This is a genomic window from Olleya namhaensis (assembly GCF_900114005.1).
Classification (GTDB): domain Bacteria; phylum Bacteroidota; class Bacteroidia; order Flavobacteriales; family Flavobacteriaceae; genus Olleya; species Olleya namhaensis.
This window is the reverse complement of sequence record NZ_FORM01000002.1, coordinates 203,421-222,883: the sequence shown is the minus strand read 5'-3', so window position 1 is coordinate 222,883 and position 19,463 is coordinate 203,421. Positions and strand designations below refer to the sequence as shown.

General features: G+C 33.4%; 17 protein-coding genes. 8 read left to right on the top strand and 9 right to left on the bottom strand.

Annotated elements, in window-relative coordinates:
* Window positions 1-951 (top strand): carbon-nitrogen hydrolase family protein, encoded by a 951-nt coding sequence (locus tag BMZ09_RS04075; protein ID WP_090837748.1) that lies wholly within the window; start codon window positions 1-3, stop codon window positions 949-951.
* A gap of 55 nt (window positions 952-1,006) precedes the next feature.
* The gene (locus BMZ09_RS04070; RefSeq protein ID WP_090837746.1) at window positions 1,007-1,861 is read left to right on the top strand and encodes a pseudouridine synthase; all 855 of its coding nucleotides are present in this window, start codon (window positions 1,007-1,009) and stop codon (window positions 1,859-1,861) included.
* Between the two features lie 85 nt (window positions 1,862-1,946).
* On the opposite strand, the gene BMZ09_RS04065 is transcribed toward BMZ09_RS04070, so the two are convergent.
* From BMZ09_RS04065 to BMZ09_RS04050, 4 genes are all read right to left on the bottom strand, one after another.
* Window positions 1,947-2,681: an SDR family oxidoreductase gene (locus tag BMZ09_RS04065; protein ID WP_090837745.1), complete on the bottom strand. Its 735-nt coding sequence runs from the start codon at window positions 2,679-2,681 to the stop codon at window positions 1,947-1,949.
* A gap of 38 nt (window positions 2,682-2,719) precedes the next feature.
* Window positions 2,720-3,520: a haloacid dehalogenase type II gene (locus BMZ09_RS04060; protein WP_090837743.1), complete on the bottom strand. Its 801-nt coding sequence runs from the start codon at window positions 3,518-3,520 to the stop codon at window positions 2,720-2,722.
* 49 nt (window positions 3,521-3,569) lie between these two features.
* Window positions 3,570-4,172, bottom strand: coding sequence for a TetR/AcrR family transcriptional regulator (locus tag BMZ09_RS04055; RefSeq protein ID WP_090837742.1), 603 nt, complete (start codon window positions 4,170-4,172; stop codon window positions 3,570-3,572).
* A gap of 101 nt (window positions 4,173-4,273) precedes the next feature.
* The gene (locus BMZ09_RS04050; RefSeq protein WP_090837740.1) at window positions 4,274-5,185 is read right to left on the bottom strand and encodes a dihydrofolate reductase; all 912 of its coding nucleotides are present in this window, start codon (window positions 5,183-5,185) and stop codon (window positions 4,274-4,276) included.
* 262 nt (window positions 5,186-5,447) lie between these two features.
* On the opposite strand from BMZ09_RS04050, the gene BMZ09_RS04045 reads away from it, so the two are divergent.
* Window positions 5,448-5,744, top strand: coding sequence for an isoamylase early set domain-containing protein (locus tag BMZ09_RS04045; protein ID WP_090837738.1), 297 nt, complete (start codon window positions 5,448-5,450; stop codon window positions 5,742-5,744).
* Between the two features lie 62 nt (window positions 5,745-5,806).
* On the opposite strand, the gene BMZ09_RS04040 is transcribed toward BMZ09_RS04045, so the two are convergent.
* The 5 genes from BMZ09_RS04040 to BMZ09_RS04020 form a co-directional block, all read right to left on the bottom strand.
* The gene (locus tag BMZ09_RS04040; protein ID WP_090837736.1) at window positions 5,807-6,631 is read right to left on the bottom strand and encodes a thymidylate synthase; all 825 of its coding nucleotides are present in this window, start codon (window positions 6,629-6,631) and stop codon (window positions 5,807-5,809) included.
* Between the two features lie 230 nt (window positions 6,632-6,861).
* The gene (locus BMZ09_RS04035; protein ID WP_394364788.1) at window positions 6,862-8,580 is read right to left on the bottom strand and encodes a NupC/NupG family nucleoside CNT transporter; all 1,719 of its coding nucleotides are present in this window, start codon (window positions 8,578-8,580) and stop codon (window positions 6,862-6,864) included.
* Window positions 8,561-9,169 carry a bifunctional nuclease family protein gene (locus BMZ09_RS04030; protein ID WP_090837732.1) on the bottom strand — a complete coding sequence of 203 codons (609 nt, stop codon included), beginning with the start codon at window positions 9,167-9,169 and terminating at the stop codon, window positions 8,561-8,563. Before BMZ09_RS04030 ends, BMZ09_RS04035 begins: the two co-directional genes overlap by 20 nt.
* A 114-nt stretch (window positions 9,170-9,283) precedes the next feature.
* Window positions 9,284-10,246: an electron transfer flavoprotein subunit alpha/FixB family protein gene (locus BMZ09_RS04025; protein ID WP_090837730.1), complete on the bottom strand. Its 963-nt coding sequence runs from the start codon at window positions 10,244-10,246 to the stop codon at window positions 9,284-9,286.
* Between the two features lie 81 nt (window positions 10,247-10,327).
* Entirely contained in the window at window positions 10,328-11,074 is a 747-nt protein-coding gene (locus BMZ09_RS04020) for an electron transfer flavoprotein subunit beta/FixA family protein (protein ID WP_090837728.1), read from the bottom strand.
* A 241-nt stretch (window positions 11,075-11,315) separates the two neighbouring features.
* Between BMZ09_RS04020 and BMZ09_RS04015 the strand changes: the two genes are divergently transcribed.
* The 5 genes from BMZ09_RS04015 (at window position 11,316) to BMZ09_RS03995 (ending at window position 19,411) form a co-directional block, all read left to right on the top strand.
* The gene (locus BMZ09_RS04015; protein ID WP_090837726.1) at window positions 11,316-12,293 is read left to right on the top strand and encodes a pyruvate dehydrogenase complex E1 component subunit beta; all 978 of its coding nucleotides are present in this window, start codon (window positions 11,316-11,318) and stop codon (window positions 12,291-12,293) included.
* Between the two features lie 77 nt (window positions 12,294-12,370).
* On the top strand, window positions 12,371-14,872 hold the full coding sequence (locus BMZ09_RS04010) for a DUF5686 family protein (protein WP_090837724.1): 2,502 nt from the start codon (window positions 12,371-12,373) through the stop codon (window positions 14,870-14,872).
* Between the two features lie 81 nt (window positions 14,873-14,953).
* Complete coding sequence (locus tag BMZ09_RS04005; protein WP_317042594.1) at window positions 14,954-16,048, top strand: methyltransferase; 1,095 nt, start codon at window positions 14,954-14,956, stop codon at window positions 16,046-16,048.
* A gap of 168 nt (window positions 16,049-16,216) precedes the next feature.
* Entirely contained in the window at window positions 16,217-16,744 is a 528-nt protein-coding gene (locus BMZ09_RS04000) for an inorganic diphosphatase (RefSeq protein WP_090837722.1), read from the top strand.
* A gap of 246 nt (window positions 16,745-16,990) precedes the next feature.
* The gene (locus tag BMZ09_RS03995) at window positions 16,991-19,411 is read left to right on the top strand and encodes a sodium-translocating pyrophosphatase (protein ID WP_090837720.1); all 2,421 of its coding nucleotides are present in this window, start codon (window positions 16,991-16,993) and stop codon (window positions 19,409-19,411) included.
* The last annotated feature ends 52 nt before the right edge of the window (window positions 19,412-19,463 follow it).

Below are 19,463 nucleotides of genomic sequence, written 5' to 3'. Positions count from 1 at the left end.
ATGGAACACACTTTAAAAGTGGCTATAGCCCAAATTACACCTGTACTTTTAAATAAACTAGAAACACTTAAAAAAGTAGAACAATCTATAATTGATGCAGCACATGTTGGATCAGAATTAATTGTTTTTGGAGAAGCTTTAGTGCCAGGTTATCCGTTTTGGGTGGCATTAACTGGGGGAGCAGAATGGGATACTAAAGTTAATAAAGAGTTGCATGCGACGTATGTTAAAAATTCTATCCAGATAGAAGCGGGAGAGTTAGATCGTATTTGTGATCTTGCTAAAACTAATAAAATTGCGGTTTATTTAGGTATTATGGAACGCGCCAAAAATAGAGGCGGTCATAGTATTTATGCGTCTCTTGTATATATTGACGCTGCAGGAGTTATTAAATCTGTGCATAGAAAATTACAACCAACCTATGATGAGCGATTAACTTGGGCGCCTGGTGACGGTAACGGTTTGCAAGTGCATCCTTTAAAACAATTTACAGTAGGAGGTCTAAATTGTTGGGAAAATTGGATGCCATTACCAAGAACTGCATTATATGGTTTAGGAGAAAATCTTCATATTGCTGTTTGGCCTGGAAGTGATCATAATACTAAAGATATCACTCGTTTTATTGCAAGGGAATCAAGAAGTTATGTGATTTCGGCTTCAAGTCTTATGACTAAAAAAGATTTTCCTGAAAGTACACCGCATTTAGATACCATTTTAACTAACGCTCCGGAGGTGTTAGCTAATGGCGGAAGTTGCATTGCTGGACCTGATGGCGAATGGATTATTGAACCTGTTTTACATAAAGAAGGCTTGATTACTGCGACTTTAGATTTTAATCGCGTGTTGGAAGAACGTCAGAATTTTGACGTTGTTGGACACTATTCTAGACCAGATGTTACCAAGCTAACAGTGAATAGACAAAGACAATCTACAGTCGAGTTTAACGATTAAGAATCTTTTTAATTTATAATCAAAAAAACATTGTAAATTTGCACAAAATTATATCATGAGTAAAGCACGCGAAGGAAAGGACAAAGGAAAAGGGAAAGCTAATCCAAGAGCACCTTTTAGACCTAAAAAAAGAGGGAAAGATGTTGCCGATGAGTCATCTAAGCCTGCTTTTGATAAAAAACCTGGACAGAAAAGAGTTTCTATTCCAGGCGAAATACGTTTAAATAAATACGTTGCCAATTCTGGTATGTGTTCTCGTAGAGAAGCAGATCAGCATATTGCAATGGGATTAGTGTCCGTTAACGGTAAAGTAGTCGTTGAAATGGGCTATAAAGTAAAGTTAGAAGACGAGGTGCGTTACGATGGAGCAAGAATAAATCCAGAAAAAAAGGCTTACGTTTTATTAAACAAGCCAAAAGGATTTGCAACTACTACTAGTGACCAGAAAGGTAAAACGGTAATGGATTTAGTCGGTAATTCTACAAGTTCTAGAATTAAACCAATTGGACGTTTAGGACGTAACTCTACCGGGTTATTGTTGTTTACTAATGACGAAAAAGTTGTTGCTCGTTTTACAAATTCTAATAAAGGAGTTGAGCGTTTATTTCATTTAGAGTTGGATAAAAACTTAAAAATGGAAGACATGAAGAAGATTAGAGAAGGATTTAAAGTAGAAGGTAAATCTGTAAAAGTTGAAGAAATTGACTACGTAAATAATACTAAAAACGAAGTTGGTGTAAAAATAAAGAATACAGGTAATACTATTTTACATACTATTTTTGAACACTTAAAATATGAGTTAGTAAGAATAGATTGTGTACAGATAGCACATTTAACTAAAAAAGATATTCCTAGAGGTAACTGGAAAATTTTAACGGAACAAGAAGTTAACACTCTTAAGATGTTATAATAACAGTTTATAATCTTAGATTATAAAATCATATAAAAAAAGCAAAATTCTAATATTAGAATTTTGCTTTTTTTTGTTTAATCAATTATACTAAAGCACCATTGGCGCCAATAACTTGACCTGAGATCCATTTGGAGTCATCACTAGCTAAAAACAAAACGACTTTAGCAATGTCTATTGGTTTTGCTAGTCTGTTAAAGGCATTCATGCTACTTAGTTTATCTATAAATTCTTGTGATTTTCCTTTTAAAAACAACTCAGTTTCTGTAGCGCCTGGGGCAATTGCATTTACGGATATTCCTCTTCCAATTTCTTTTGAAAATACGCGCGTTATTTGCTCTACAGCAGCTTTAGAAGCCGAATAAAGGGCGTAGGTTGGAAACATTAATTTTACTGTGCTTGATGAAACGCTTATAATAATTCCATTATCGGCTAACTTACTGTCTGCTTCTTGTAGCGTATTAAAGACACCTTTAACATTGATGTCAAACTGCTTATTAAAATCGTCTTGTGTGTTATCCTTGATTTTTTTTGAAATCATTACACCTGCATTGTTTATTAAAACATCAATTTTACCATATTGCGCTATAGCTTGATCAAATAATCTAGTAACATCTTCTCGGTTACTTACATCTGCTTTTATCGCTATAGCCTCACCGTTATTGTCTTTTATGCTTTGTACAGTAGCCGAAGCTTCTTTTTCGCTATTAGAATGATTTACAATTATTTTAGCTCCGTTTTTGGCTAATAATTGTGCTATTTCTTTACCAATTCCTCTAGAAGAACCAGTAACTATGATGACTTTGTTTTCTAATGTCATGTGTTTTGGTATTATGAATTATTAATTTAGGATGATACTTATTTTAAAGCTATTAATTGATCTGTAATTAAAGCTAAATCTGAGGCTATAATTTCGGGCTTTTCTGCTAATGGATATAATTGTGCTCCTGGTCTACTAATAAATGCGCCACGCCAATTGGCCCAAAGTGCTCCTGCAATATCCCAACCATGGGCAGCAACTAACAGGCATTCTTCAGGTTTTATTTGCATTTTTCTTGCGGCCCAAATGTAAGCATCTACGTGTGGTTTAAATTTACCGATGTCTTCTACACTTAATCTTTCGTCAAAATAATTTAATAAGCCTGAGTTTTTAAATTGTGTTTCTACACCTTTATTAGAAGAGTTTGTAAAAGATACCAATTTGTAACCTGCATCCTTTAATTTTTGTAAACTAGCTTTTACTTCAGGATGTGCTGGTAATGATCTTATAGGGCCTAGGATAGAAGCTTTAGCTTGTGCTTCGGTTAACGTAATTCCGTTGTTGGCAGCTACCATTTGTAGGGCAGCAGCACCTATAATACCAAAATCGTTATATTGGTTTCCAACTGTACTTACTAAGGAGTATTGTAACATGGTTGTAAACCAAAGGGATAATAAATCTTTTCGGCCACCTAACACTTGCCCCACACTATCTTTCATAGCGGTAAGATCTAATAACGTCTCGTTGACATCAAAAAATAAAACTTTAGGTCTTTGGGCTATTGTTATAGTGTCTTGTGTATTTTTAGTTGATGTTGAGAAGGCTAGGTGGGGCGCTACTAAACTTGCTAATGCTGCCTTTTTAATAAAATCTCTTCTTTTGTTTTGTTCTTTCTTCATATATAATTATTTAAAACATACTACATGGTATGTTTTGTTTTAAAAAAAATTACGCTTTAATTTGTTTTAGGTATAACGATAATCCATCGATATATTGGTCTAGAATATCATCAGTATCATACAGTTTTCTAATGCCACGTATCCCTTCAAAAGCACTTATTAAATACACGGCTATAGCTTTACTTGACAGTGTTTTACTAATGGTGTTTTCTTTTTGCCCTCTATCTATTAAGGTTATTAATGCCGCTTTCCAATCTTCAATAATACGTCGTAAAGCTAATTGGTAGGCAACTTCAAGATCACCAACTTCATTTATAAAATTATTCATGGGACAACCATGCTGTTTGTCGTAAACTGGAAAGGATTTTAAGCGGTCTAAAAACGTAGTCTCTAAAATCTGTAAAGCATTACCAGATTGGTACAATGGTGTAATCATACCTTTGTAAACACGTTGTTGCACTTTTAGACTTATGACTGCTAGCCCAAGTTCTTTTTTGTTTTTGTAATGATGATAAAAAGCACCTTTAGTCAACTTTGTTGCTTTCATTATCTTATCTACGCTAGTGGTTTTAAAACCATTTTCGTAAAATAATGTAAACGACTTGTCTAAGATTATTTGTTTGGTAAGTTCTGATTTTTCGTTTTGCAACATGTTACAAATGTATATTTAAAAGATACTAAGAGGTATGTTTTTGGTGTTAAATTTAAACTAAAGTTAGATTACCCTTTTTTTAAATTAAATTTTAGAGTGAATTAATCTCTTTGATAAGTTACAAATGAAAACTCAAAGTCATGGTTTTCGTCTTTTGTATGAAAGGTATTTGCAGTTTCTTTCCAAACAGATAGATCAATCTCCGGAAAGAATGTGTCTGCATCAAAATTTGAATGTACACGAGTTAATTCAAGTTTAGAAGCATAGGGCATAGCTAGTTTGTAAATTTCTCCACCCCCAATAATAAATGGTTGTGCATCATCTTTAGCTAAGGCAATAGCAGCTTCTATATTGTTTACTACAATAACACCTTCAGGTACTTTATAGTCAGACTGTCTTGAAATTACAATATGTGTACGGTTAGGTAATGGCTTTGGAAAGCTCTCAAATGTCTTGCGTCCCATGATTATATGATGACCAGAAGTTAGTGCTTTAAAGCGCTTTAAATCATCACGTAAATGCCAAATTAAATCGTTGTTTTTACCAATTTCATTATTCTCACCTGCAGCAACAATCATGGTTAGATTGTTAATCGCTTTAGTTTGTTGTGCTTTAAAAACTTCACTTTTTGCAAGTGTTAAATCTTCTTTCTCCACTTGTAGTTTTAATTTTTCAATTCTGACCTTCTGCTTAGTGACTAGTTTTGCTAATTGTTGTTCTTCCCATTCTTTACCCATAAATTTTGAAGTTACAAAGACACTAAATAAATGATATAAAAAGAAAAACAGCCAAGCCATAATAGCAAATACAAACCAATCAATTCCAAAAAATTTGGTTTCTTTTCCTATTCCTAAAACGGTGTTTGCTACTATTAAAAATACAGCACCAATTAAGAAGATTACAAAATGCGCATACAAACGCTTTTTTTGCTTAATTCTACGCTGAGCATTTTTAATTAATTCTAATTGCTCTTTATCTATTTGAGGTTTTTCTTTTTTCTTTATTCCGAACATAGGTCGCTATTATTATGTAAAGTTAATGAATTTATGAGATTTGCTTTTAATATTTGTAGACGAAATCGATATAGTTTGATTATCAATTGTTTACAGCTGTTTTTGTGTTAATAATATTAACAATTTATTGCCATTAAATTAACGAAATAGATGTTTTTAGGCAGTAATTTTAATAATCTCATAAAAGTTTAAAATTAGTTATTTTTTATTTTGATGGCTGAAAAAATCTTATCTAATTTTGAATCTTTAAAACACTTATATTATGGCTATTAAGAAACAATTTTTGAAAAGTAAACCAGTTTGTAAAGTAACTTTTACTGTTCCGGCAGCAGAAGCAAAGCAAGTTACTGTTGCAGGTAATTGGAATGAATGGAATACTGAAGCAGAACCATTAAAAAAGTTAAAAAACGGAACCTTTAAAGGGACTGTAAACCTAGAAGCAGGTCAGGCTTACGAGTTTAAATACGTTGTTGATGGACAATGGCAGAATGACGTGGAAGCAGATGGGTATGCTTGGAATGATTATGCTGCTGCAGATAATAGTGTGATAAACTTATAAAAACAAATAGAGCGCTTAGTTATTAAGCGCTCTATTTGTTTTTGTAATTAAAAGGATACTGTTTAAACTGCCACAGCACCTTTGATATGCGGGTGTGGGTTATAGTTTTCTAATTTGAAATCTTCAAATTTAAAATCAAAAATATCCTTTACATCAGGATTAATTGTCATTGTTGGTAATGGTCTTACATCTCTAGATAGTTGTAATTCCAGTTGCTCAAAATGGTTGCTATAAATATGTGCATCTCCAAAAGTGTGTATAAAATCACCAGCTTCATAACCACAAACTTGTGCTATCATCATAGTAAACAAGGCATAAGAAGCAATATTAAAAGGGACTCCTAAAAACGTATCTGCACTACGTTGGTATAGTTGGCAAGATAATTTGCCATCTGCTACGTAAAACTGGAAAAAGGCATGACACGGTGGTAATGCAGCTTTTCCATTAGCAACATTCTCAGAAAAACTTTTGGAATTGTCAGGTAAAACAGACGGGTTCCATGCAGACACTAACATACGTCTACTATTAGGATTGTTTTTTAAGGTGTCTATAACGTCTTTAATTTGGTCAATCTCATCACTATTCCAATTTCTCCATTGGTGTCCGTAAACAGGTCCTAAATCACCATTTTCATCAGCCCAAGAATTCCATATTTTAACGCCATTTTCAGTAAGGTAGTTGATGTTTGTATCTCCTTTTAAAAACCAAAGTAACTCATAAATAATAGATTTTAAGTGTAGTTTCTTGGTTGTTAACATCGGGAAACCTTTACTTAAGTCAAAACGCATTTGATAACCAAAAACGCTTTTTGTTCCAGTGCCTGTACGGTCTCCTTTTTCGTTTCCATGTTCTAATATGTGCTTAACTAAGTCGTGATATTGTTTCATATAGTGTAGTTCTGTGATGGCAGAATGTTTTTAATTAAGTGTTAGTTACTATAATTTTTACTATAAACTATTTCAGCAAAATTAATAAAAACAATTTTAATTTTGGATTGCTCGAAATATATTGAAGTTTGTTTTTGATATTTTAAAATTTAAAAGCTCATATTATTTGTTTAATATGAGCTTTTAAGTATTTTTTTGTTAAAATAAAATATCTGAAATTCTAGTGATTATTATCCAATAATCATACCTGCAATAGTTGCAGATATTAGTGATGCTATAGTACCTCCAAGTAGTGCTTTCATCCCGAATTTAGACAAGGTTTTACGTTGTCCTGGCGCTAAAGATCCAATACCTCCAATTTGAATTCCAATAGAGGCAAAGTTAGCAAAACCACAAAGCATATAAGTTGCCATAATTATTGACTTCTCATAAGATAAGTGTGTTGCATTAGCTACATTTTTAAGTTCTGCTAATTGTATGTAACCTACAAATTCACTTGCAGCTAATTTAATACCTAATAGTTGCCCCATAAGTGCCATATCTGCTTGTGCGACACCTATTAACCACATTAGTGGTGCAAAGATGTAACCCAATATAAGTTCTAGAGATAAAGCTTTATAACTTGTGTTTAAAGCAATCCAGGCGTTTAGGTTAGTAACATCTCCAACCCAACCTAAAATACCATTTAACATGGCTATAAAAGCAACAAATACTAATAGCATTGCTCCAACATTAACAGCTAGTTTTAAACCTTCAGTTGTACCGTTGGCTATAGCGTCTAATATGTTAGAACCTATTTTGTCTTGAGAGACTTCTACATCTGTATTTACCTCTTCTGTTTGAGGAAATAATATTTTTGAAATAACTATGGCACCAGGAGCTGCCATTACGGAAGCTGCTAATAAATGCTTAGCGTAAAATAAACGTAACACTTCATCATCACCACCTAAAAAGCCAATATATGCAGCAAGTACTGCTCCTGCTACTGTTGCCATACCTCCAATCATAACTAAAAGCATTTCTGATTTAGTCATTTTTTCTAAGTAAGCTTTAATAAGTAATGGCGCTTCTGTTTGTCCTAAAAAGATATTTCCTGCAACACTTAAGCTTTCTGCTCCAGAAATTTTAAGCGCTTTTGATAATAACCAAGCCATAGCTTTTACTACTCTTTGGATAATACCTAGATAAAATAATAAAGAAGTTAATGCAGAAAAGAAAATGATAGTTGGTAATACTTGGAAAGCGAAAATAAATCCGAAAGTATCCATATCAACCACTAATCCTTCGAATAAAAATTTACTTCCGGCTCTAGTAAAATCTAAAACACTTATAAATAGACCTCCAATAAATTCGAATGCTGTTTTTATAAAATCAACTTTTAAAACCCCAATTGCAATTAGTAACTGAAAGGCTAAACCAATCACTACAATTTTCCAATCGATAGCTTTTCTGTTGCTACTAAATAAAAATGAAATAAATAATAAAGCAACCATTCCTAAAGCACCTCTCCATAGACTAGTTACAGAAAAACCACCACTAGGTATTATTTTGTTAGCTTCAGATACTGCAAGTTGCGCAGCTGTTTTTTCTTTTATTTTAAACGAATAAATGTTTTCTTTTTGTTTGAAAACTAAAGTAGAATCTGTTAAGGTTTGTACTTTTAAACGTTGAGAAACATCGCTAGGTGTATCATAATAAAATACTAGTACATTGTTTTGAAATAAATAGTCTCCAAATAAATTGTTATGATTAAAACTACCATCTTTAATGGTTAGTACATCTTTATCAGATAAGTCTAAACTTGTCGAGTCTAATTTAGTTTGACCTGCTTCAAGCTGCCATTCTTTTTCAATATCCTGAGCATAGGTAGATGTAATGCTCGTTAAAGTCGCTAGAATAGCAAGTATAAAATATTTCATTGTAAAGGGATTATCGTTTAGAGATTTCATCTCTGATTTTAGCTGCTTTTTCGTAATCTTCATTAGTTACAGCTTCGTCTAAAAGGTTGTGTAGTTCTTCTGTTGTTTTAGAAAAATAATCGTCTTGTTCGTCTTCTAATTCAAACTCTTCGTTTATTATATCTTCAACAAGGATGTTATCTGGATCATTTTCTTGTGTAGGGTCAACCTTTAGGTATATTCCGGCTTTGTCCAGTATGTTTTTATATGTAAAAATTGGCGCTTTAAAACGTAAGGCTAATGCAATAGCATCGCTAGTTCTAGCATCAATAATTTCTTCGATTTTATCGCGCTCGCAAATTAAAGAGGAGTAAAATACACCATCTACTAATTTATGAATAATAACTTGTTTAACCACAATATCAAAACGATCTGCAAAGTTTTTAAATAGGTCGTGGGTGAGTGGTCTTGGTGGTCTAATTTCTTTTTCTAATGCTATAGCAATAGACTGCGCTTCAAAAGCACCAATAACAATTGGTAATTTACGATCGCCATCAACTTCGTTTAGAATAAGTGCATACGCACCATTTTGTGTTTGGCTGTAAGAAATACCTTTTATATTTAATCGGACTAAACTCATAGTGTATAAAAAACAAAGAACCGTTTAAATTAGGACTTTACCAAACTACGATAAGTAGTTTTTGTACATAATTTAAACAGTCCTTTGTTAATAAGAACTTAATTTTATAAAAACTTAGGCGTTTGCTGCCTTAAATGCTTTTAACTTTTCTATTAATTGTGGTACCACTTCAAAAGCATCTCCAACAACTCCATAATCTGCTGCTTTAAAGAAAGGTGCTTCTGGATCTGTGTTAATAACCACTTTTACTTTAGAGGCATTAATACCTGCTAAATGTTGTATTGCACCAGAGATTCCGATTGCAATATATAAGTTTGATGCTACTGGTTTTCCTGTTTGTCCAACGTGCTCACTGTGTGGTCTCCATCCTAAGTCAGATACGGGTTTAGAACATGCTGTTGCTGCTCCTAAAACATCTGCTAACTCTTCAATCATTCCCCAGTTTTCTGGTCCTTTCATTCCACGTCCTGCAGATACTACTATTTCAGCATCAGCAATAGTTACTTTGTCTGTTGCTTTATCTACAGACTCTACAGTTACTCCTGTAGCAGGTAAGCTTGGTGCAAAATCTTCCGCAGCAGCGCTAGCACTTTTTTCTACTAATCCAAAAGAGTTATTAGAAACACCAACAATTTTTACATCTGTATCAATTGTAGTTAAATTAAACGCTTTGTTTGTAAATGCTGTACGTTTTACTGTAAAAGGAGCGGTAGATGATGGCGCTTCCATAACATTAGAGGCGTAACCAGCTTCTAAAGCTACTGATAATATAGGTGCTAAATATTTGCTATCTGCACTTTGACTTACTATTACAACTTTAGCATCTTCGTTTTTTGCTGCTTGTGCAATTGCAGAAGCATAAGATTTTGCATTAAAGTTATTTAAAGAAGCATCTGATATTTTTAATACCTTATCTACTCCGTATTGTCCTAATTCTGAAACATCATTTGCATTAACTGTTATAGCTGTTACAGTTGTTCCCATTTGGTCTGCAACTGCTTTTGCATAAGATGCTACTTCTAGAGCTGTTTTTTTAAAGGCTCCGTTTTCTGATTCTGTATATACTAAAACTGACATAATTTTTTATTTTAAAAATTAAAACTCCAAAGCTATATTCCAAAGTTTGATTTCTTGGAATACGGAATTTTAATATTGGATTTATATTACTTTAGCTTCGTTGTGAAGTAAGTTAACTAACTCATCTAAATTATCAGGAGCAACTAAAGTTACCGCACCTTTTGGAGTAGGTTTTTCAAATTTAACAGAAGACGTTTCAACAGACGCGCCAACTGGCTCAACAACAGTTAATGGTTTTTTTCTTGCCATCATAATCCCTCTCATGTTTGGGATACGTAAATCACTTTCTTCAACTAAACCTTTTTGACCACCAATAACTAAAGGTAATGCAGTAGCAACCGTTTCTTTACCACCATCAATTTCTCTTACAGCTTTAGCAGTTGTACCATCCACATCTAAACTAATACAGTTTGTTACAAAATTTGCGTCAATCATTTCTGCAATCATACCAGGTACCATTCCACCGTTATAATCAATAGACTCACGACCAGCAATTACTAAGTCGTAACCACCTTCTTTTACTACGTTAGCAATTTCTTTAGCAACTTGGTACCCATCTTTAGCTTCCGTATTAACTCTAATAGCGGTATCTGCACCAATAGCTAAAGCTTTACGTAAAGTAGGTTCGGTTTCTGGTCCTCCAACATTTATAACATCTACAGATGCACCTTGTTTTTCTTTAAACCACATAGCACGTGTTAAACCAAATTCGTCGTTTGGATTAATTACAAATTGCACTCCAGTTGTGTCAAATTTTGAATCTCCATCTGTAAAATTAATTTTTGATGTCGTATCTGGTACATGACTAATACACACTAAAATTTTCATATTATTTTTGTTTTATGAGTTCTGTTACGTTAGATGCAATCAACTATAACGATATAGTTTGTCTAACTTTTATTTAATTTTTGATAAATTTAAGTCTTTAAAAATCCGCTTAAATCTTACGGACACGAAGATAATTATTTTATTTCGAAAAAATACTATGCATGCATAGTAAATTTTAAATAATTCTGTAGTTAAAAGTTTTTCATTTATTGTTATTTTTGCTTTTCAAATTATTATTTAGATGAAGACAATTCAATTTAGAGAAGCTATATGTGAAGCCATGAGTGAAGAAATGCGCAGAGATGAAAGCATTTACTTAATGGGAGAAGAAGTAGCAGAATATAATGGTGCATATAAAGCATCAAAAGGGATGTTAGATGAGTTTGGTGCAAAACGTGTTATTGATACACCAATTGCCGAGCTTGGATTTGCTGGTATTGCTATAGGTTCTACCATGACAGGTAACAGACCAATTGTAGAATACATGACGTTTAACTTTTCGTTAGTTGGTATTGATCAAATTATAAATAACGCTGCTAAAATTAGACAAATGTCTGGTGGACAATTTAATTGTCCTATTGTATTTAGAGGTCCTACAGGAAGTGCAGGACAATTAGGTGCAACACACTCTCAGGCTTTTGAAAATTGGTTTGCAAATACACCAGGTCTAAAGGTAGTAGTACCTTCAAATCCGTATGATGCTAAAGGTTTATTAAAATCTGCAATTCGTGATAACGATCCTGTGATCTTCATGGAAAGTGAGCAAATGTATGGTGATAAAGGAGAAGTGCCAGAAGGAGAATACACAATACCATTAGGAGTTGCTGAGATAAAAAGAGAAGGTACAGATGTAACAATCGTATCTTTTGGTAAGATTATTAAAGAGGCTTATATCGCAGCAGAGCAATTAGCTAAAGATGGTATTTCTTGTGAGATTATCGATTTACGTACAGTACGTCCAATGGATAGAGAAGCCATTGTTAAATCTGTAAAGAAAACAAACCGCTTAATAATTTTAGAAGAAGCATGGCCATTTGGAAACGTTGCGACTGAAATTACTTATTTGGTACAAAGTGAAGCATTTGATTATTTAGATGCTCCAATTATAAAAATTAACACTGCAGATACACCTGCACCTTACTCTCCAGTATTATTAGCAGAATGGTTACCGGACCATACAGATGTTATTACTGCTGTTAAAAAAGTAATGTATAAATAAAAAAATAGTATTTTCTATTTATTAAAAGCTTCATTAGCACGATTGTTGATGAAGCTTTTTGTATTAAATGCCTAAATATGAATAGTAAACTTTTTTGCCTCTTTTTTATCTTCGGAAGTCTTTTTGCAATCGCACAAACTAAGGTCAGTGGTGTTGTTTTTGACGAGTTTGATCAGCCAATATCTTTTGCAAATGTCGTTTTTAAAGGATCGTCTGTTGGTGTTATTACCAATGAGGAAGGTCGTTTTTATCTTGAAGACGAAAACACATGGGACACCATTGTAGTCTCTTTTATTAGTTTTGAAACACAAGAAATTAAGCTTGAGAAAAAAGTTAATTACGATTTAAAATTTATTCTAAAAGAAGAAGTTGCTGCACTTGACGAAGTCTTTATTGTATCAGGTAAGCAGTCTAAAAAAAATAACCCAGCAATTGATATTCTTAGAAAAATCTGGGCTAACAAACGTAGTAACGGTTTAAAAAAGTACAAACAATACCAGTATGATAAATACGAGAAAGTAGAGTTTGACCTTAATACAGTGGACAGCACTTTAATGGAAAGTAAACTATTTAGAGGTATGGAGTTTGTTTTTGATCAAGTGGATACGTCTAAAGTTACAGGTAAAACGTATTTGCCAATGTTTATTAACGAGTCGTCTAGCGAGGTCTATGGAGATAATATAACCAAGGCAAAGCGTGATATTTTAAAAGGAAACAAAAACTCAGGGTTTAGTAATAATCAAATTATTATTGACTTTGTGGATGACTTATATTCAGAATACGATGTGTATGATAATTACCTTAAGTTTTTTGATAAAAGTTTTACTAGTCCAATTTCCAGAACAGGAATTCAGACCTATAACTACGTATTAGCAGATAGTAGTTATATAGATAATAAATGGTGTTATAATATTATTTATTATCCAAGACGTAAAAACGAATTAACTTTTAAAGGCGATTTTTGGGTTGCAGATACCACCTTCGCAATTAAGGAAATTAATATGCAGGCTTCTAAAAGTGCCAACATAAACTGGGTAAAAGAAATTTATATAGAACAAGAGTTTGAGGTCTTAAACGACTCGGTGTTTTTAATAAAGCGTGATTACTTTATGAGTGATTTTGCTTTTAATAAAAAAGAAAAATCAAAAGGTATTTATGGTAAGCGTACTACATTGTACGATAACTATAAGTTTGATCAAGAAAAAGACCCTAAGTTTTATAAAGAAAAAGTATTCAGTTTTGATGAAGATATTTATAATCAAGACGATAGTTTTTGGGACCAAAACCGAATGGAAACCTTAAGTAAGGACGAAAAAGGCGTATACGTCATGCTGGACTCTTTAAAAAACACTCAAAAATTTAAACGCCTATATAACTTAGGAAGTATACTAGCTTCGGGTTATGTAGAGTTTCCTCAGCTTAATTTAGATTATGGTCCGATCTTTTCAACATTTGGTTATAATGAAGTAGAAGGAGTAAGGTTAAGAGCAGGAGGACGTACTTATTTTGGGCAAAACGATTTATGGCGTATTGAAGGATTTACAGCCTACGGGTTTAGAGATAATAAGTTTAAATATGGTCTATCAGGTAAATGGTTACTTGATAAGCGTAGTCGTTTAATTATCTCTGGAGGTAACCGTCGTGATGTGGAGCAAATTGGAGCTAGTTTAACCACTAGTACTGATGTTTTAGGGCGAAGTTTAGCCAGTAGCTCTGTAGTTGGGACAGGGACAAATGATAAATTAACTAACTTAAATTTAAGTACATTATCTATCGAAGCTGAGCCTTTTAGAAATGTAATTACTCGCTTAAGCGGAAGTTATAGAACTTTGGAATCTGCCTCTCAAACGTTTAGTTTAGATTATTTTACAGATGCCACACAAACAGCAACTAAATCTGAAGTTAAGCAATACGAAACAGCCTTTTCTATGTCTTATTTTCCAAAACGTGAAATGACAGGGTATGGAGTAGAGCGTCGTACTAAAAACGATGATTTTGCAAGGCTATTTGCTCAAGTAACTGTTGGAGATAAAAGTGTTTTAAATAGTGATTTTGATTATACAAGATTACAATTTTCTTACACCCAACCATGGGCTTTAGGAGGTTATGGTCGTTTATATACTACTATTGAAGCAGGAAAAACATTTGGAGAAGTGCCATTAGGATTACTTAGCGTTGTGCCAGGTAATCAAAGTTATTTTTCAATATATAATACGTTTTCGAACTTAGATTTTTACGAGTTTGTTACGGATGAATATGCAACATTGCATATTGAGCATAACTTTAACGGACGTTTATTTTCTCGTATTCCATTTCTTAAAAAGTATAATTTAAGAGCTATTGTTGGAGCAAGAGGCGTTATTGGAGATGTTTCTCAGGAAAATAGAGATATTAATGCGTCAGGTTTAGTTTATAGAGCACCAAAGACTGAAGCGTATTATGAGTATAGCGTTGGTGTAGGTAATATTTTTAAAGTCTTTAGAATAGACTTTAATTTTAGAGGTAACTATTTGGATCCAGTAACTAATCCAGATGCTAGAAAATTTGGTATTACCGGTAGTTTTGGTTTCTACTTCTAAAAACAAATAGTAAATTATTGATTTCAATCTTACGTCTTGCGTGCTGTTGTAGTTTGCAAAACGTTTCAATTTAAAATATATATGGCTGTATCAAAAGCAGAAGTAAATGGCATGTCAGAGTTAACTCTAAATAAGCCAGAAATAATTGTTTCAGATAAACAGTTAATGTTATTTAGTAAAGGAACAGATGTTAGATTAACAATAAAAACATTAGAAGCTGGTCATCCTGTATTAATAACAGCATTTTATAGTAATGGATTAACACTATTAAAGGAGTTAAAAGTTTACTTACATAAAAAGTTGCCTAATAAGTCTTTTAAAGAGCAACGCGAATACAGAGCGCAATATAAAAAATTGTCTAGCTTAATTTTGATCGAAATTGTTGATTATAAATTAGCAGTCAAAAAAGCACCAGCTATTGGTTGGTTAGAAAAATTATATCCAGAAGCTAGTCGTTTTTTATTGCCATTTGTACAAGTTCAAGGACTTAACAGTGCATGGCAATGGTATGAAAATGGTGTAAACATTCCTGTGTTACGTAATAAAATACATCCTTATTTTGGGACGTACTTTCCAACGCGTTATGATCATTTAATTTTATTTGACAATTGGTTAAAGCGTTATGAAGGACCAAAAAAATCCGCAATTGATGTGGGAATTGGAAGTGGTGTGTTATCACTGCAAATGGTAAAACACGGTTTTCAAAAAGTACATGGTACGGATACTAATCCTAATGCTATTTTTGGATTAAACGAATCTATTAAGGATACCAAGTTGTCTAGAAAAATTACGTTGGAATACGCTAATCTTTTTGGAACACATGAAAAGCAAACGGAGCTGATTGTTTTTAACCCACCGTGGTTACCAACGTCTAGTCGTTTAAATAGGTTAGACGAAGCTATATATTATAACGAAAGTTTGTTTCCTGACTTTTTTGAAAGTGCAAAACAACGTTTATTGCCAGACGGTAAGTTAGTCTTGTTGTTTTCAAACCTGGCTCAGATAACAGAAGTAACTAAAGCACACCCTATAGAAAAGGAATTAGCAGAAGGTGGACGCTTTGAGTTAGAAAAATGTTTAAAACGTAAAGTTAAATTGGCTTCTGATAAAACAAAAAGAGATCAACATTGGCGTGCTTTAGAAGAAGTAGAACTGTGGGTTTTAAAGCCTATATAACTGGTTGTTTTTGACTTAGTCTAAATTGAAAATAGGATAAAAATAGTGTTGTTGGCAAAAATCAAAACGTTTCTCTTGCCAATACCTAAATAATCTCGTACTTTCGCATCCCGAAAAAGTAAAAATTAATATTTAAATTCCGCTTGACGGAAACTAAAAATAAAGAATATGAGTCCAGGAGGAAAATTAACATTTGATGTATTAATAGAGATACCAAAAGGAAGCAGAAATAAATACGAATACGATTTTGAATTAAATAAAATCCGTTTTGACCGTATGTTATTTTCTTCAATGATGTATCCAGGAGATTACGGTTTTATTCCAGAAACATTAGCATTAGATGGTGATCCATTAGATGTTTTAGTTATGGGAACTGAGCCAACTTTTCCAGGTTGTGTAATGGAGGTTAAGCCAATTGGTGTATTCCACATGGCTGATGAAAAAGGACCAGACGAAAAAATTATTTGTGTACCAACTACAGATCCAATTTGGAATAGCTACAACGATATTGACGATTTAAATCCTCACAGAGTTAAAGAAATCACTCACTTTTTTCAAGTATATAAGGACTTAGAAATGAAAAAAGTAGATATCGGAGCATGGGGTGATGCAAAAGAAGCCTATGAGATTTTAAATAAATGTGTTGAGCGTTATGAGAATAGCGAGCATAAGAAAAATGGTAATTTTACTATCTAAGAAGTAAATTTATCCAAAATATTAAACCCCTTTTACTGCAAAGTAAAAGGGGTTTTTGTTTTGCACAAGTATTTGTATTAGTAATCTGTTAATATAAAGTCAGTTTATTTTATTTTTTTGATGTTTAATTGGTTTTTAAATTATTGATAATATAATTTTAATGTTAAAAAATTATCATTTTAATATTTTTGTTTCTATTTGATTTGTTACTTTAGCAATACTTAACAACCTAATAAACAAACTTATATGGAATCAATGATGATATATATGCCTATTGCTATGGCAATTTTGGGCTTAATTTACATGATTATTAAACAATCTTGGGTAATGAAGCAAGATTCTGGTGATGGTAAGATGAAAGAGATTTCGGATCACATCTACGAAGGGGCTTTAGCTTTTTTAAATGCCGAGTATAGATTGCTTTCAATTTTTGTAGTTATAGTAAGTGTCTTACTTGCTGTAGTCGCGTATTTTGTACCCACTACTAGTTATTTAATAGTAATTGCTTTTATCTGCGGGGCTATTTTTTCTGCTTTTGCGGGAAATATAGGTATGAAGATCGCAACCAAAACTAACGTTAGAACAACACAGGCAGCAAAAACAAGTCTGCCAAGTGCTTTAAAAATATCTTTTGGAGGCGGAACAGTAATGGGACTTGGTGTTGCAGGATTAGCTGTTTTAGGGTTGACTGCCTTTTTTATAATATTTTACAAGTTTGTATTTATGCCAGATGGCTGGACTAATACAGAGGACATGACACTTGTGTTAGAGACCTTAGCTGGGTTTTCTTTAGGTGCAGAGTCAATTGCTTTGTTTGCTCGTGTTGGTGGCGGTATTTATACTAAAGCAGCCGATGTTGGTGCTGATTTAGTAGGTAAGGTAGAAGCTGGTATACCAGAAGATGATCCTCGTAATCCAGCAACTATTGCAGATAATGTTGGTGATAATGTTGGAGATGTAGCAGGTATGGGAGCTGATTTATTTGGATCTTATGTTGCAACAGTACTAGCAGCAATGGTATTGGGTAATTATGTGATTAAAGATATGGGAGGAAATATAGATGATGCTTTTGGAGGTATTGGACCAATTTTATTACCAATGTCTATTGCTGGTGTCGGAATTATTATTTCTATTATAGGAACTTTATTAGTCAAAATAAATAGTAATGATGCTAAGGAGCCCGAAGTAATGGGCGCTTTAAACCGTGGTAATTGGGTATCTATTGCATTGGTGGCAGCAGCTTGTTATGGATTAGTAACTTGGATGTTACCAGAAACTATGCAAATGAACTTTTTTGGAGAAGGTACTATAGAAGTGTCCTCTATGCGTGTGTTTTATTCGACATTAGTTGGGCTATTTGTTGGAGCGGTAATATCATCTGTAACGGAGTATTATACAGGATTAGGTAAAAAGCCGATTTTAAAAATTGTACAACAATCTAGTACCGGAGCAGGAACAAATATAATTGCAGGTTTAGCTACGGGAATGATTTCTACATTTCCATCGGTATTATTATTTGCAGCAGCCATTTGGTCGTCTTATGCATTAGCAGGATTTTATGGTGTTGCTTTAGCTGCCTCTGCTATGATGGCTACAACAGCTATGCAATTAGCAATTGATGCTTTTGGTCCAATATCTGATAATGCCGGAGGTATTGCAGAAATGAGTGAGCAAGATCCGATTGTAAGAGAGCGTACGGACATATTAGACTCGGTTGGTAACACAACAGCTGCAACAGGAAAAGGGTTTGCTATCGCATCCGCAGCATTAACATCGTTAGCGTTGTTTGCTGCTTATGTAACGTTTACAGGAATTGACGGTATAAATATTTTTAAAGCACCGGTTTTAGCAATGTTATTTGTTGGAGGAATGGTGCCTGTTGTGTTTTCGGCTTTAGCCATGAATGCGGTTGGTAAAGCAGCTATGGAAATGGTAGAAGAAGTACGACGCCAGTTTAAAGAAATCCCTGGTATTATGGAAGGTACCGGAAAGCCCGAATATGATAAATGTGTGGCTATATCTACTAAAGCGTCTTTAAAAGAAATGATGTTACCGGGGTTATTAACTATTGGTTTTCCGTTGGTGATAGCTTTTGTGCCATTACTTTTTGGAATGCATCATTTGGCTGTTGCCGAAATGTTAGGAGGTTATATGGCAGGTGTTACTGTTAGCGGTGTTTTATGGGCTATTTTTCAAAACAATGCTGGTGGTGCTTGGGATAATGCAAAAAAGTCTTTTGAGGCTGGTGTAGAGATTAATGGCGAAATGACTTATAAAGGAAGTGATGCACATAAAGCTGCTGTTACTGGAGATACAGTTGGTGATCCGTTTAAAGATACGTCTGGACCATCGATGAATATTTTAATAAAACTAACGTGTTTAATTGGGTTGGTGATTGCACCAATTTTAGGTGGTCATGCTGATACAGGTGTAGCACATACAGAAGACGTTACTATTGAAAAACAAATGGTTGCAGACAGTAATGTGGCTGAAGCTGTTATAATATATACTATTGTGGTTAATGGAGAAACAGTTGTTAAAACGGAAACCTTTAAGGGTGTTAAGACTGACGTCGAAACTAAAATAAAAGCGTTTGAAGCCGATAATAATGCACGTATTGAGGCGGATAAGAAAATTATTAAATCGGTAAATGTAAAAAAGGGCTAACTGTATTAAAATTATAAATTTTACGCCTGCTAATAACATTAGCAGGTTTTTT

Bases quoted from the DNA above. Each gene is read 5' to 3' on its own strand.
- BMZ09_RS04075 (WP_090837748.1), top strand. From the start codon at position 1: ATGGAACACACTTTAAAAGTGGCTATAGCCCAAATTACACCTGTACTT.
- BMZ09_RS04070 (WP_090837746.1), top strand. From the start codon at position 1,007: ATGAGTAAAGCACGCGAAGGAAAGGACAAAGGAAAAGGGAAAGCTAAT.
- BMZ09_RS04065 (WP_090837745.1), bottom strand. From the start codon at position 2,681: ATGACATTAGAAAACAAAGTCATCATAGTTACTGGTTCTTCTAGAGGA.
- BMZ09_RS04060 (WP_090837743.1), bottom strand. From the start codon at position 3,520: ATGAAGAAAGAACAAAACAAAAGAAGAGATTTTATTAAAAAGGCAGCA.
- BMZ09_RS04055 (WP_090837742.1), bottom strand. From the start codon at position 4,172: ATGTTGCAAAACGAAAAATCAGAACTTACCAAACAAATAATCTTAGAC.
- BMZ09_RS04050 (WP_090837740.1), bottom strand. From the start codon at position 5,185: ATGTTCGGAATAAAGAAAAAAGAAAAACCTCAAATAGATAAAGAGCAA.
- BMZ09_RS04045 (WP_090837738.1), top strand. From the start codon at position 5,448: ATGGCTATTAAGAAACAATTTTTGAAAAGTAAACCAGTTTGTAAAGTA.
- BMZ09_RS04040 (WP_090837736.1), bottom strand. From the start codon at position 6,631: ATGAAACAATATCACGACTTAGTTAAGCACATATTAGAACATGGAAAC.
- BMZ09_RS04035 (WP_394364788.1), bottom strand. From the start codon at position 8,580: ATGAAATCTCTAAACGATAATCCCTTTACAATGAAATATTTTATACTT.
- BMZ09_RS04030 (WP_090837732.1), bottom strand. From the start codon at position 9,169: ATGAGTTTAGTCCGATTAAATATAAAAGGTATTTCTTACAGCCAAACA.
- BMZ09_RS04025 (WP_090837730.1), bottom strand. From the start codon at position 10,246: ATGTCAGTTTTAGTATATACAGAATCAGAAAACGGAGCCTTTAAAAAA.
- BMZ09_RS04020 (WP_090837728.1), bottom strand. From the start codon at position 11,074: ATGAAAATTTTAGTGTGTATTAGTCATGTACCAGATACGACATCAAAA.
- BMZ09_RS04015 (WP_090837726.1), top strand. From the start codon at position 11,316: ATGAAGACAATTCAATTTAGAGAAGCTATATGTGAAGCCATGAGTGAA.
- BMZ09_RS04010 (WP_090837724.1), top strand. From the start codon at position 12,371: ATGAATAGTAAACTTTTTTGCCTCTTTTTTATCTTCGGAAGTCTTTTT.
- BMZ09_RS04005 (WP_317042594.1), top strand. From the start codon at position 14,954: ATGGCTGTATCAAAAGCAGAAGTAAATGGCATGTCAGAGTTAACTCTA.
- BMZ09_RS04000 (WP_090837722.1), top strand. From the start codon at position 16,217: ATGAGTCCAGGAGGAAAATTAACATTTGATGTATTAATAGAGATACCA.
- BMZ09_RS03995 (WP_090837720.1), top strand. From the start codon at position 16,991: ATGGAATCAATGATGATATATATGCCTATTGCTATGGCAATTTTGGGC.